The 13,215-nt window shown below is 60.9% G+C and carries 14 protein-coding genes; 7 read left to right on the top strand and 7 right to left on the bottom strand.

Going from position 1 to position 13,215, the window contains the following annotated elements:
- Nucleotides 1–4: 4 nt before the first annotated feature.
- Together mqo and TK06_RS26185 are read right to left on the bottom strand one after the other, a co-directional pair.
- The gene (gene mqo / locus TK06_RS26180) at nucleotides 5–1,510 is read right to left on the bottom strand and encodes a malate dehydrogenase (quinone) (protein ID WP_063324403.1); all 1,506 of its coding nucleotides are present in this window, start codon (nucleotides 1,508–1,510) and stop codon (nucleotides 5–7) included.
- A gap of 738 nt (nucleotides 1,511–2,248) precedes the next feature.
- On the bottom strand, nucleotides 2,249–2,482 hold the full coding sequence (locus TK06_RS26185; protein ID WP_063324404.1) for a hypothetical protein: 234 nt from the start codon (nucleotides 2,480–2,482) through the stop codon (nucleotides 2,249–2,251).
- A gap of 205 nt (nucleotides 2,483–2,687) precedes the next feature.
- Between TK06_RS26185 and TK06_RS26190 the strand changes: the two genes are divergently transcribed.
- Nucleotides 2,688–3,272 (top strand): YajG family lipoprotein, encoded by a 585-nt coding sequence (locus tag TK06_RS26190; RefSeq protein WP_003205489.1) that lies wholly within the window; start codon nucleotides 2,688–2,690, stop codon nucleotides 3,270–3,272.
- 63 nt (nucleotides 3,273–3,335) lie between these two features.
- Here the strand turns inward: TK06_RS26190 and TK06_RS26195 are convergent, their stop codons facing one another.
- Nucleotides 3,336–3,542, bottom strand: coding sequence for a hypothetical protein (locus TK06_RS26195; RefSeq protein WP_003185312.1), 207 nt, complete (start codon nucleotides 3,540–3,542; stop codon nucleotides 3,336–3,338).
- A 362-nt stretch (nucleotides 3,543–3,904) separates the two neighbouring features.
- Here TK06_RS26195 and TK06_RS26200 point away from each other — a divergent pair, with 362 nt between their 5' ends.
- Nucleotides 3,905–4,186 (top strand): hypothetical protein, encoded by a 282-nt coding sequence (locus TK06_RS26200; protein ID WP_063324405.1) that lies wholly within the window; start codon nucleotides 3,905–3,907, stop codon nucleotides 4,184–4,186.
- 210 nt (nucleotides 4,187–4,396) lie between these two features.
- On the opposite strand, the gene TK06_RS26205 is transcribed toward TK06_RS26200, so the two are convergent.
- The gene (locus TK06_RS26205; RefSeq protein ID WP_063324406.1) at nucleotides 4,397–5,563 is read right to left on the bottom strand and encodes a 1-acyl-sn-glycerol-3-phosphate acyltransferase; all 1,167 of its coding nucleotides are present in this window, start codon (nucleotides 5,561–5,563) and stop codon (nucleotides 4,397–4,399) included.
- A gap of 139 nt (nucleotides 5,564–5,702) precedes the next feature.
- Between TK06_RS26205 and TK06_RS26210 the strand changes: the two genes are divergently transcribed.
- The 3 genes from TK06_RS26210 to TK06_RS26220 are packed head-to-tail and all read left to right on the top strand — an operon-like array spanning nucleotide 5,703 to nucleotide 6,819.
- On the top strand, nucleotides 5,703–5,885 hold the full coding sequence (locus TK06_RS26210; protein WP_060740674.1) for a CPXCG motif-containing cysteine-rich protein: 183 nt from the start codon (nucleotides 5,703–5,705) through the stop codon (nucleotides 5,883–5,885).
- Between the two features lie 10 nt (nucleotides 5,886–5,895).
- Nucleotides 5,896–6,156: a putative signal transducing protein gene (locus TK06_RS26215; RefSeq protein WP_024619861.1), complete on the top strand. Its 261-nt coding sequence runs from the start codon at nucleotides 5,896–5,898 to the stop codon at nucleotides 6,154–6,156.
- A gap of 39 nt (nucleotides 6,157–6,195) precedes the next feature.
- A complete protein-coding gene (locus TK06_RS26220) occupies nucleotides 6,196–6,819 on the top strand; it encodes an SOS response-associated peptidase (RefSeq protein ID WP_063324407.1) in 624 nt (207 codons plus the stop codon).
- Between the two features lie 77 nt (nucleotides 6,820–6,896).
- Here TK06_RS26220 and TK06_RS26225 read toward each other — a convergent pair whose 3' ends face one another.
- The 3 genes from TK06_RS26225 to algW form a co-directional block, all read right to left on the bottom strand.
- On the bottom strand, nucleotides 6,897–7,616 hold the full coding sequence (locus TK06_RS26225) for a DUF4198 domain-containing protein (RefSeq protein ID WP_063324408.1): 720 nt from the start codon (nucleotides 7,614–7,616) through the stop codon (nucleotides 6,897–6,899).
- A 10-nt stretch (nucleotides 7,617–7,626) separates the two neighbouring features.
- Nucleotides 7,627–9,732, bottom strand: coding sequence for a TonB-dependent siderophore receptor (locus TK06_RS26230; RefSeq protein WP_063324409.1), 2,106 nt, complete (start codon nucleotides 9,730–9,732; stop codon nucleotides 7,627–7,629).
- A gap of 296 nt (nucleotides 9,733–10,028) precedes the next feature.
- Nucleotides 10,029–11,189 (bottom strand): Do family serine endopeptidase AlgW, encoded by a 1,161-nt coding sequence (gene algW / locus TK06_RS26235; RefSeq protein ID WP_063324410.1) that lies wholly within the window; start codon nucleotides 11,187–11,189, stop codon nucleotides 10,029–10,031.
- 104 nt (nucleotides 11,190–11,293) lie between these two features.
- On the opposite strand from algW, the gene TK06_RS26240 reads away from it, so the two are divergent.
- Both TK06_RS26240 and cysD read left to right on the top strand, forming a co-directional pair.
- A complete protein-coding gene (locus TK06_RS26240; RefSeq protein WP_063324411.1) occupies nucleotides 11,294–12,052 on the top strand; it encodes a Nif3-like dinuclear metal center hexameric protein in 759 nt (252 codons plus the stop codon).
- A 237-nt stretch (nucleotides 12,053–12,289) separates the two neighbouring features.
- Entirely contained in the window at nucleotides 12,290–13,207 is a 918-nt protein-coding gene (gene cysD, locus TK06_RS26245) for a sulfate adenylyltransferase subunit CysD (protein ID WP_003178041.1), read from the top strand.
- Nucleotides 13,208–13,215 lie beyond the last annotated feature (8 nt).

A 13,215-nucleotide genomic window follows, 5' to 3' on the forward strand; every position in this document is an offset into this window, starting at 1 on the left:
AGTATCAGGCGTAACTTTGAGCCTTGCTGTCTTCAACCAACTCCAACGCAATGTTGTTCTGCGCGTTGATTTTGCGATACAGCGCCGCGTCGGTTTCCAACACTTTTTCCCGGGCCGGGAAGATCTCTGCGAGCTTGGCAGCCCACTCGCCCTTGGCTTTGTCCGGGAAGCAGCGCTCGATCAGTTCCAGCATGATCGACACGGTCACCGAAGCACCCGGCGATGCGCCGAGCAGGGCGGCGAGGCTGCCGTCCTTGGCCGCCACCAGTTCGGTGCCGAACTGCAGGACGCCACCTTTCTTCGGGTCTTTCTTGATGATCTGCACCCGCTGGCCGGCCACTTCCAGGCGCCAGTCCTCGGCTTTCGCCTCGGGGTAGAAACGACGCAGGGATTCCAGGCGCTGCTCCATGGACTGCATCACTTCGCTGATCAGGTACTTGGTCAGGTCCATGTTGTCCCGGGCCACGGCCAGCATTGGGCCGATGTTGCCGGCACGTACCGACAGCGGCAGGTCCATGATCGAGCCGTGCTTGAGGAACTTGGTGGTGAAACCGGCGTATGGCCCGAACAGCAGGGATTTTTTGCCATCGACTACACGGGTGTCCAGATGCGGCACCGACATCGGCGGCGAGCCCACGGCGGCCTGGCTGTAGACCTTGGCCTGGTGGTGCTTGACCACTTCCGGGTTGTCGCAACGCAGCCACTGGCCACTGACCGGGAAGCCGCCGAAGCCCTTGCTTTCCTCGATGCCCGAGGCTTGCAGCAGCGGCAACGCCGCACCGCCGGCACCGAGGAACACGAACTTGGCGTCGACATCGCGGCTGCTGCCGGAATTGACGTCCTTGATGCTCACGGTCCAGCCACTGCCGTTGCGCTTGAGACCGGTGACGCGCTTGCAGTATTTGACCTGAGTGTCCGGGGCGCTGGTCAGGTGCTTGAGCAACTGGTTGGTCAGGGCGCCGAAGTTGACGTCGGTGCCGTTCATGACGCGAGTGGCGGCGATGACCTCATCGGCCGGCCGGCCGGGCATCATCAGCGGCATCCACTCGGCCATCCGGGCCTTGTCCTCGGTGTATTCCATGTCGGCGAAGGCGTGATGCTGGCGCATCAGCTCGAAGCGCTTCTTCAGGAACGACACGCCTTTCTCGCCTTGCACGAAGCTCAGGTGTGGCACCGGGGCGATGAAGGACTTGGAGGAGCCGAACGTGCCTTTTTTGGTCAGGTACGTCCAGAACTGCTTCGACACCTCGAACTGGGTGTTGATGTGCACGGCTTTCTTGATGTCGACATTGCCGTCGGCTGCCTGGGGCGTGTAATTGAGTTCACACAGCCCGGCGTGGCCGGTGCCGGCGTTGTTCCACGGGTTGGAACTCTCCGCGGCACCGGAATCCATCAGCTCGACGACTTCCAGCGAGATCGCGGGGTCGAGCTCCTTGAGCAGTACGGCCAGGGTGGCACTCATGATGCCGGCCCCTACCAGAACTACATCGACTGCTTCGTTATGCGCCATTTAACGCGTCTCCAAAATCTGCAGCACCAAATTGTCGGCATAGCGGCCAGGAGTGGCGGGGCAGGTCAGTTGCGCCCCAGTTATCCATGGCCAGGATCGCCATGTCCGAATCTTCGCAATTTTTCGCACCTACTGCGGATGCATGCAGCCTGGCCTCAAGAGTCACATGAACTCATTTAAGCGCCGGGCAGGCAATTCGACTTATGGCCGAGACATCCGTTCGTGCAACCAAATCCGTAGCGGACAGGCTTCAGGCGCCGGTTCTTGAGCGATATCCGGTCCTGTGTCGTTGGGCTGTTTCAGACGCTAATGGTGCTTGTTCAGACGCAAAACTCTTCATTTGCTCGCCACACTCTCGTGAAGTTGTGAAAACCCGTTTTTTCACGCTCTTTTGAAGACGTGAACCTCAAAAAAGGGCTGTCCCAGCCTGGCACTGCGCCCGCTTTGGTTGCCCCCATGGAGTACATGACAGGCAAAACGGGCAGACAGCTCAGTGACCGAGCGTAATGACAGCTCTGCAGATTCGCGAAAAGTGGTGATTTGCCTGGAGGAACAGCAAGCGCGCCAGCTTCACTCGATCTGTGTGGGCGGCTCTCTGTGGGCGTTGCGGGGTGCCAATACCAGCGCATCAGCGGTGTTGCGAGGCCCGATCAGGAGACGTCCTTATAATCGGGGGGAGATTGTATCGAAGAAACGCAGGGAAATGGTCGTGTTTAATGACTTTTATTAGCCGTCCGGTCAGATGGTCAACAGCTGCCGGTTACGTGCGCGGGCAGGAAGCGGTTGCACGCGGGCGCTGGCGGGCAATGGCTGGTGCAGCCAGTTGAGACGGATCTCTTCGATTTCCACCCAGCCTTCGCCCATGGGTTGCAGGCTGCACTGTTTGAACGCCTGGCAACGGCCGTTGCGATCGAGCAAGGCGAAGCTGCGGTGATGAGGGCGAGGGGTGAACATGGAAATAAGGAAGCGCATGAGCGGATACCGGGTCAGGGAGCTTGGGGCAAGCCTGACAGCGGGCTATGACATGCCGGTGTAAGGACCGTGACAATGGGGTGACAGGAACCGGCAACCACGGCCCGTGTCAGACATTTCAGTATTCATCGTGCGACGCTAGTTCACGGCGATGGCGCACCGCTATACTGCCGGCCTGTTTGTGCCCGATTCTGGAGAGAAGAGCATGTTGCAACGCCTGTTGTTCGGTTTGATCGCTGTGACCAGTCTGACCCTCGTCGGCTGCGCCCACAGCCCGCAACAACTTAACCCGGAGCCCAAGCTCAATGCCCAACTGGCGCCCGTGGGGCGTGGCCAGCCGGTGGTGGTGCGAGTGGTGGACGGTCGTCCGTCGCCGACGCTCGGCACCCGTGGCGGGCTGTATCCGGAAACCAGTGTGATCACGGTGCAGGGCGCGCAGATCCTGCCCAAGCTGCAGGCCCAGGCTGAAGCTGCCGTGCGTTTGCTGGGCTTCACGCCGACCGCCAATGCCTTGAATGCACCGCAACTGACCGTAACCCTGGCCGAGCTCAAGTATCAGTCGCCCAAGGAAGGCATGTACGTGACCGAAGCCACCATCGGCGCGACCTTCCGCTCCGACGTGCAGAACGCCAACCGCCGCTACAGCGGTCGTTACGGTGCTTCCCTGGACCAGCGTTTCGGCATGGCGCCTAACCAGGACACCAACACCAAGCTGGTCAGCGACGTCTTGAGCGATGCCCTGACCCGGCTGTTCAAGGATCCGACCATTGGGCAAGTGCTGGCTGAATAAGTAACAAACCTCACAACCCCTGTGGGAGCTTGCCCCACAGGGTTTTTTTTATGGGCGATGTTCTCAGGCGGCCTGGGAATAGAATTCCAGCACACTGATCCCGGTCAGCAGGTCGGTCTCTGGAAGGTCGGCATGTTGATGGCCGCCGAGGGCGCAATACACCAGCCAATGTCGGTCCTGCACGTTGAAGGACAGGCTGTCGACGAGGTTCTGTTGTTCGTCGCTTGGGCTGATGAGATAGAGGCGATCCTGGTTTTCGGCGTGCAACATGAGGGGTTCCGGGCAGGTTTGAAGGGCGACAGAGTGGCCTAATCAGATGACGAAACCGTGACGGGGGAAATTAACCCGAGGATTGATTACGGACCCTGTGGCGAGGGAGCTTGCTCCCGCTGGGCTGCGCAGCAGCCCCCGACTAGCGTCTCGGTGTGTCAGGTTAATCGTGCAAGCTTTTTTTGGGACTGCTTCGCAGTCCAGCGGGAGCAAGCTCCCTCGCCACGAAGTCACCAGGCCATTATCCCAGCCGATCGTTACTGGTCGGAAAAAACGGTGCAGGGCGGCAGGCTTTCGGTAGAATCCGCGCCCTGTTCGTAGGCCACGGACGTGTCCTGTCCGTTTTTCGCTTGAGGTTCGTGATGTCGCTGCATCTGCTTTCGTTGTTCGCCGCCCACCCCGCCAAACTGATCAACTTGCTTGCGTTGCTGTTTGCCTGCCCGGGCGGCTGGGTGCTGCATGCGACGCGCCGCCGTGAGCAACGGGCGCGGGCTTGCCTTGAAGCGCGCAATCGCGATGGCAACGAACGCTTCGAAGCGCTGCTGGACCTGGCCACTCAGCGCATGAACCGGTTTTTCTACCGGTTTGGCTTTGGCTGCCTGGCGCTGGCGTTGCTGATGTCGTGGATCAGTACGCAGTTCTGACTGCGTAGCCGTGGCAGGGTAAGTGAGGTTTGTCAGGCAGAGATGCTTTTGTGGCGAGGGAGCTTGCTCCCGCTGGGCTGCGCAGCAGCCCCCCCTCGAACGGTCAACCCCAAGGCTCTGACTAACCGCAAGCCCGTTTTGCGATTGCTGCGCAATCGAGCGGGAGCAAGCTCCCTCGCCACAGGGAACCCGTGTCCTCAGACCTGTCGCTTAAAGCGCCAACCCCGCCTTGACCCGATACTGATTTCGCACCGGCGTCGCATATTGCAGCACCAGGAACGGCCGGTGTTCCGGCGGGCAAGCGTCCAGCCGGCGCTGCCATTCTTCCTGGGCCTTGACCAGCTCCTCGGCACCGAACACCTCGGCCGCCTTGGGCACCTGCAACTGCGGGTCGGCGTCGGCCCATTGGGCATAAGCCAGGTAGTGCACCGGGAACAGGCGGTAGCCGCCGAGAATCTGCCGATCCATCTCCTGGGCCAGTTGCTTGGTGTCCTCGAACAGCTCGGTGATGGGCGCGGCGAAGTTAACGTGGACCCGGCCCTTGTAGCCGGTGATGCCCTTGGCGATGCTCACGTCGTCCTCGCCCGGAGCCTTGGTGTAGGTGCCGGTGGTTGCGCGGATGTACAACTCGCGGGCCTTGGCCTGGTCGCACGGGTCGTATTCGTAGCTGATCGACACCGGGGTGAGGTTCAGTGACTGGATCACCTCGCCGAACGGCTCGTCCTTGCGGCTCATGTGGAACATCTTGAGGATCGCCGATTCGGTCCGGTCGTCACCGTCCTTGGCCCGTCCTTCGGCCTGGGCGATCCAGATTGAGGCGCAGTCGTTGCGGATCGAATGGTTGATGTACGCCGACAGCAACTGGTACGCCGCCATTTTTTCCCGCCGTCCGGTGATGGAGCGGTGCACGATGAAGCTCTTGTTCAGGCGCATCAGGTCGCTGACAAAAGGTTTTTGCAGCAGGTTGTCGCCAATGGCGATGCGCGGCGTCGGCAGGCCGGCGTGGTATACGGCGTAGTTGACGAAGGCCGGGTCCATCACGATATCGCGGTGGTTAGCGATGAACAGGTAGGCGCTGCCGGACTTGAATTGCTCCACGCCGGTGTAGGTCACGCCATCGGTGGCGCGCTCGATGGTGTGGTCGACATAGAACTCCACCTTGTCCTGCAAAGTGGCGACCGACGTCACACCGGCGAACTCACGGCGCAATCTTTGCGCTATAAGGGGTTTGAGCATCCAGCCGAAGGCGCCGGCCAGGCGTGGGAAGCGGAAGTGGGTGAGGATATCTAGAAACGCCTTGTCGCCGAGCAGCCGTGCCAGCACCGCTGGGACTTCGCTGTCGTCGTAAGGTCGGATGGCATCGAATTCGCCCATCATGCTCTCTTGTTGGAAACGGCTAGGGTAAGTAAAGGTTCGATCGAAAAAACGACGGGGCACGGCCTGGAAGATAAGCCAGACGAAAATAGCCCTGCAAATAGACCGGCGATTATACGCACAAGTCACTTGGGAGACCGCGATGCTGGAGCAGGCTCATTATGATTGTCCCTATTGTGGGGAGGATGTGGAGACAACCGTGGACTTGTCCGGCGGCGACCAGACCTACATCGAGGACTGTCAGGTGTGCTGTCGACCGATCACCTTTGTGCTGCAGGTCCATGGCGAGGAATGGCATCTCGAGGTCTTCAGCGAAAACGAATGAAGGGGCGCCCATGCAGCGAATCTACGAGCTGGAAAACCTGATGGAAGGCGAGTTGTTGCAAGGGATGCTTGCGAGCGAAGGCATCACGGCGCATTTGGTGGGGCGTGATTTGCTCGGCGGCGCGGGGGAGTTGCCCATGCAGGGCCTGCTGGGGCTGGCGGTGGAGGACGAGCAGGCGCAATACGCCCGTGAGTTGATCGCCGCGTACAATGTCGCGCTGCCGCTGCCCGGCGATGAACCGGACAGCTATCCCGGTACGCTGGTCTGTTAGGCTGGCGGCCGTTTGTTCGATCAAGAGTCGTGTTGCCCCATGTGTGGACGTTATGCCCTGTTTCGCTGGAACCCCACCTTCGCGGCCCTGCCCGGTTTTCCCGCCGATCAGAAGGCTCAATGGAACATTTCGCCCAACGATTCGGTGTTGATCCTGCGGGCCGACGCCGAGGGCCAGCGCGAACTGGCCCGGGCGCGTTGGGGCCTGACGCCGCCTTGGTTGACCGACCTGTCCCGCACGCCGGCCCATGCCCGGGCCGAAACCGTGGCCGAGCAGCCGATGTTCCGCGAGGCCTTGCGCCTGCGCCGTTGCCTGCTGCCGGCCAATGGTTTCTATGAATGGCGCGGCGGTACGCGCAAGCGTCCGTACTGGTTGACGCCGGGGGAGGGTTCGTCGCTGTTTTTCGCCGCGATCTGGGAAGCGTATCCGGTGCAGGAACAGGTGTGGCTGAGCACGGCTGTCATCACTCAACCGGCGGCGGGCCAGCGCCGGCCGTTGATTCTGGACGAAGAAGGCCAGCGCCTGTGGCTCGACCCCGAGACACCGCTGCATGCTTTGCAAGGGCTGCTGGCAAGCGAGCCGGCGCCATTGCGCGAGCGGGTATTGGCCAATATGGTCAATGATCCGAAACTCAATGGGCCGGAGTGCTTGACTCCGGCTTGAGCGTTGCGGTGATTGTGCCGGCCTCATCGTCGGATCGCCGCCCGGAGCAAGCTCGTTCCCACATTAGGTTCTGGGCGTTACTCGTGATGCGGCTCACCCAGGAAGGTCAATGAGGTGAACACGCCACGGGTGGCCACGTCCTTGTTGTCCTTGAGCGCAATTTCCATCTGCGCCGCGATCACATTCAAGCCTTCGTTGCGCACCAGCACCTTGGCCCGGCCTTCTGCGTCGGTTTCAGTCGATACGGTGTTCGGCATGCTGCGGTAGTCGCCCACCAGTTTCACACCAGCCGCGGGTTTGCCGTCCAGCAGCACCCGTACCGGCAATGACTGGCCCGGGCCAACGGTCAGTGGGTCGACTTCCGGCAGGATCACGAACTTGATCGGTGCAAGCGCCGGCAGTTTCGCCCCCGGCTCATAGATCGCCAGGCTGTATTTGAACGTATGGGTCGATTCGATCGCCCCGGGTACTTTGCTGCGGCCTTCGTTGATCCACTTCTTGTCGGCCGTCTGGGACCACATGCCGTTGTCCAGCGCCACGGCCAGCACCGCTGGCGGCTTGAGCGGTTGCAGGCGGGCGTGGTCCGGCAGGCGCTCTACGGTGACGGGGATCATCTTGCCGCCCAGGTCATAGGCCCAGGCACCGCTGATTTTCTGCGCCTTGAAGGCGTTGTCTTCGGCGCCGTGGCCGTAGATCACTTCGACGTTGCCGCGACGCTGTTCGGTCCACAGGCCATGGGCCGAGGCCTGCGCGGCCAGGAGCAGGCCAAGCAGGGCGAAGGTCTTGGGGTATTTCATGCTGACTTCCTTATAGATCGAGGGTGAGGCTGACAGTGAAGTTGCGCGGATCGCCGGGAGTGACCCAGTAATTGCTGTAGGAGCGTTCGTAGTATTTTTCGTCGAAGACGTTATTCAGGTTCAGGCCCACGGTGACCTCATCGCTGGCCTTGTAATGGGCCAGCAGGTCCACGGTGTGGTAGGCCGGCAGTTCGAAATCCTTGCCGGCTTCGCCCGAGCGATCGCCGACGTAAGTGAACGCCGCGCCAACATCCGAGCCGCGCAGGTGCCCATCTTGGAATTCGTAGACCCCCAGCAGGCTGCCGCTGTGTTTAGCGACGCCGAGGATCCGGCTGCCAGTGGGGTTTCCCGGGTCACCCTTGGTCACTTCGGCGTCGATGTAGGCATAGGCGCCGATCACCCGCACGGCGTCGGTCACCTGCCCGGTCAATTGCAAGTCGATGCCCTGGCTGCGGGCCTTGCCAATGGCGCGGCTGAAGTCGGTGCCGGCGACCGGGCTCAGGACGTTTTCCTTCTCGATATGGAAGGCCGCCAGGGTGGTGCTCAGGCGATCGTCGAACAACTCGCTCTTGATCCCCACTTCATAGCCGACCCCTTCCTCGGGATCGAAAGTCTTGCCGCCGGCATCCAGGCCGTTGTTGGGTTTGAACGAGGTGGAGGCGTTGGCAAACAGGCCGACCTCGGGCGTCAACTGATACAGCAGGCCGGCCCGTTGCGTCAGAGCGTCGTGGCGTTGGCGGCTGGTGAGGTGGGTGTTGTGGTCGTCGATGCTTTGCTCGAAATGCTCATAGCGCACGCCGAGCATGCCTCGCAGCTTGTCGGTGAAGACGATCTGGTCCTGCAGGTTCAGTGCGCGGCTTTGTACATGTTCGAAAAAATCGGGGCCGGTGCGTTTGCCATCAGGTTTTGGCTGGCCATAAATCGGTTGATAAATGTCGATGGGATAAGCGCTGCCGTTGATGGTGGTCACGCGCTCGTTCTTGCGATAGTCCTCATATTCCGTGCCGATCAACAGTTCGTGCTGCCAGGGGCCGAGGTCGAACATTCCACGCAATTCAAGTTGGGTGATGCTGTCGTGCCAATTGTTGTCGCGCTCGCGGTAGCGGCGGTTCACCGTGTGGCCGTCGGCATTCAACGGGCGTGCTTCGGAAGCGAATCCCCAGAGCTCACCCTGCTTGTAATGGCTGGCCAAGCGTAACTGCCAGGCGTCGTTGAGCTGATGCTCGAGGGCGGCCTGGAGCATGTTGTTGTGATTGTCGATGTCGCCGTCGTTGGGCTCGCCCAGGAACGTCGATCGGGAAACGCCGCTCCAGCGATTGTTCGGAGCGACGATGCCGCGGTCGAACGTCGAGCTGTGGCGCACGATTTCGCTTTCCACCAGCAACCGCGTATCGGGGCTCAGTTGCCAACTGATGGAAGGCGCAACGAAAACACGTTTGCTGCCGACATGGTCGCGAAAGCTATTGTTGTCCTCGACCGCCAGGTTGACCCGCGACAGCAGGTTGCCTTCGGTGTCCAGTGGCGTGTTGACGTCCAGCGCAGTGCGGTAGCGATCCCAACTGCCAGCGCTGGTTTGCAAGGTGGTGAAGGCTTCGGGCTGGGGTTTCTTGGTGACTATGTTCACCGTACCGCCGGGATCGCCCCGTCCATACAGGCTGGCGGCTGGGCCCTTGAGTACTTCGATGCGTTCGATGTTCGCGGCGTCTGGGGTGCTTGGATAACCGCGGTTGGCGCTGAAGCCGTCCTTGTAGAATTCCGATGTGGTGAAGCCGCGCACGCTGTATTCGTAGAGCGTCAGGCCACCGAAGTTGTTCTGCTTCGATACACCGCCGGCGTATTCCAATGCCCGTTCGACGCTGGTGCTGCCCAGGTCCTTGAGCACGCTGGCGGGAATCACGCTGATCGATTGCGGGATGTCGCGCAGGGCGGTGTCGGTTTTGGTGGCGCTGGCGGAGCGGGTGGCGCGATAGCCTGTGACGGGCCCGGTGGGGGATTCGTAGTCGGACGTCACGGTGATGGCGTCCAGCTCCAGAGGCTGGAGGTCTTCGGCGTAGGCCGGGTCGCCCAAAAGGCCGAAGGCCAGGCTGGCGAGAGAGAGCCGTTTCAAGGATGACATGTTATGTTGTTCCAAATCTTATAATTGAAACAATATAACACTACTAATGAGAATTTATGCTATCTGTAATTTCAAGTGAAATCTGGATGGGTTTGCCAAGGGGATCACTTGGAAATGCAGGTAGGAATCTTTGTGGCGAGGGGATTTATCCCCGTTCGGCTGCGCAGCAGCCGTAGACCAGTTGGTGCGGTTCATCTGATGGACCGCGGTGTCTGATTTTGGGGTTGCTGCGCAACCCAGCGGGGATAAATCCCCTCGCCACAGGTTTTTGCCAGGCCACAGGATGTGCTTCGCGGCTACTGCTCTTCCTTGAGCACTGCCGGTGCCGGCGGTGGGCGCAGGCCGATTTCAGCGGTGAGCTTGAGCTCCTTGCCGTTGCGCATGACCTGGATCGTCACCTTGTCGGTGGGCTTGATCCGCGCCACCTGGTTCATCGAGCGGCGGCCATCGCCGGCCGGCTCGCCATCGATGCTCAGGATCACATCGCCCAGTTGCAGGCCGGCCTTCTGCGCCGGGCCGTCGCGGAAAATTCCCGCCACCACGATACCGGGCCTCCCGGACAAGCCGAAGGACTCCGCCAGTTCCTGGGTCAGCGGTTGGACTTCAATACCCAGCCAGCCACGGATCACCTGGCCGTGCTCGATGATGGACTTCATCACCTCCATCGCCAGCTTCACCGGAATGGCGAAGCCGATGCCCTGGCTGCCGCCGGACTTGGAGAAGATCGCCGTGTTGATCCCAGTGAGGTTGCCGTTGGCATCCACCAGCGCGCCGCCGGAGTTGCCCGGGTTGATCGCGGCGTCGGTCTGGATGAAGTCTTCGTAGTTGTTCAGGCCCAGCTGGTTGCGTCCGGTGGCGCTGATGATGCCCATGGTCACGGTCTGGCCGACACCGAACGGGTTGCCGATGGCCAGGGTGACGTCGCCGATGCGGATGCTGTCTGAGCGGCCGATGGTGATGGCCGGCAGGTTCTTGAGGTCGATCTTCAGCACCGCGAGGTCGGTTTCCGGGTCGCTGCCGATCACTCGCGCCAGTGTTTCACGACCGTCCTTGAGGGCTACCACGATCTGGTCGGCGCCGCTGGTGACGTGGTTGTTGGTCAAGATATAACCTTCCGGGCTCATGATCACGCCCGATCCCAGGCTCGACTCCATGCGCTTCTGCTTGGGCGAGTTGTCGCCGAAGAACCGCCGGAATTGCGGGTCTTCGAACAGCGGATGGCTGGGCTTGTTGATGACCTTGGTGGTGTACAGGTTCACCACGGCTGGCGCGGCGGTGGTCACGGCGTCGGCGTAGGACACCGGCCCCTGTTGCACAGCCTTGGTTTGCGGCGCCTGCTGCAGGTTGACATCAAGGCTTGGCAGGCCGACCCATTCCGGGTAGCGCTGGATAATCAGTAGAGCGACAAGCACGCCGGCCAACAGCGGCCAGCCGGAAAAACGCAGCGCCTTGAGCATTAAGCACGTCCTACAAAGGTTGCAGGCGGTATGAGACCGCCCATAATGTCGCGCATTATACGAGGCCGCGCGTGCCTCTGAACGGGATATTTAGGAGTCTTTTCATGGCAGTAGCCCTGAACACCCTGGTCGAAGAAGCGGACCGTTACCTGGTCAGCAGCCGGATTGCCGATTACTGCCCCAACGGCCTGCAGGTCGAAGGTGCACCCCAGGTGATGCGCATTGTCAGTGGTGTCACCGCCAGCCAGGCCTTGCTTGACGCTGCCGTCGAGGCCGAGGCCGACCTGGTGCTGGTGCATCACGGTTATTTCTGGAAGGGCGAAAACCCTTGCATCACCGGCATGAAACAGCGTCGTCTCAGGACCTTGCTCAAGCATGATATCAGCCTGTTGGCCTATCACTTGCCGTTGGACCTGCACCCGGAGGTGGGCAATAACGTGCAACTGGCCCGCCAGTTGGACATCACGGTCGAGGGACCGCTGGATCCGGACAATCCCAAGATCGTCGGCCTGGTCGGCTCCCTGTCCGAACCGATGACGGCCCGGGATTTCGCGCGCAAGGTCCAGGAAGTCATGGGGCGTGAGCCGTTGTTGATCGAAGGCGAGCAGATGATCCGCCGGGTTGGCTGGTGCACCGGTGGCGGCCAGGGCTATATCGATCAGGCGGTATTGGCCGGCGTCGACCTGTATCTCAGCGGCGAGGCGTCGGAGCAGACGTTCCACAGTGCGCGGGAAAACGGCATCAGCTTCATCGCCGCAGGGCATCATGCGACCGAGCGCTACGGTGTCCAGGCATTGGGCGATTACCTGGCGCGACGCTTTGCCCTGGAGCACATCTTCATCGATTGCCCGAATCCCATTTGACTCACTCAGATCCCTTGTGGGAGCAAAGCTTGCTCGCGATGACGTTGGCCACAGGCAACGCCGCTATCGCGAGCAAGCTTCGCTCCCACAGCGTTCACTGCAATACCCGAACCACCAGGCATATCCATATGCTGTTTCGATCTAGTTGGCGCCCTGATTAGAAGAGGTCGCTGTGCTAGGATTCCCCGCTCGAACACGGCCCGCTGGCCGTTCATAAGAAAGTTTTCGTGAGTAGCCATGGTCGACAAACTGACGCATCTGAAACAGCTGGAGGCGGAAAGCATCCACATCATCCGCGAGGTGGCCGCCGAGTTCGATAACCCGGTGATGCTGTACTCCATCGGTAAAGACTCCGCCGTGATGCTGCACCTGGCACGCAAGGCGTTCTTCCCCGGCAAGCTGCCGTTTCCGGTGATGCACGTCGACACCCGCTGGAAATTCCAGGAAATGTACAAGTTCCGCGACCGCATGGTCGAGGAACTGGGCCTGGACCTGATCACCCACGTGAACCCGGACGGCGTGGCGCAGGGCATCAACCCGTTCACCCACGGCAGTGCCAAGCACACCGACATCATGAAGACCGAAGGCCTCAAGCAGGCCCTGGACAAATATGGTTTCGACGCCGCGTTCGGCGGTGCCCGTCGCGATGAAGAGAAATCCCGCGCCAAGGAGCGCGTGTACTCGTTCCGTGACAGCAAGCACCGCTGGGACCCGAAGAACCAGCGCCCGGAACTGTGGAACGTCTACAACGGCAAGGTCAACAAAGGCGAGTCGATCCGCGTATTCCCGCTGTCGAACTGGACCGAGCTGGACATCTGGCAGTACATCTACCTCGAAGGCATCCCGATCGTGCCGCTGTACTTTGCCGCCGAGCGTGAAGTGATCGAGAAGAACGGCACGCTGATCATGATTGACGACGAGCGCATCCTCGAGCACCTGTCGGATGAAGACAAAGCCCGTATCGTCAAGAAGAAAGTGCGTTTCCGTACCCTTGGCTGCTACCCGTTGACGGGCGCGGTGGAGTCCGAGGCCGAGAGCCTGACGGACATCATCCAGGAAATGCTCCTGACGCGAACTTCCGAGCGCCAGGGCCGGGTCATCGACCACGATGGCGCAGGCTCGATGGAAGATAAAAAACGTCAGGGTTATTTCTAAGGGGTTGT

This window comes from Pseudomonas fluorescens, assembly GCF_001623525.1.
Lineage (GTDB): Bacteria > Pseudomonadota > Gammaproteobacteria > Pseudomonadales > Pseudomonadaceae > Aquipseudomonas > Aquipseudomonas fluorescens_Q.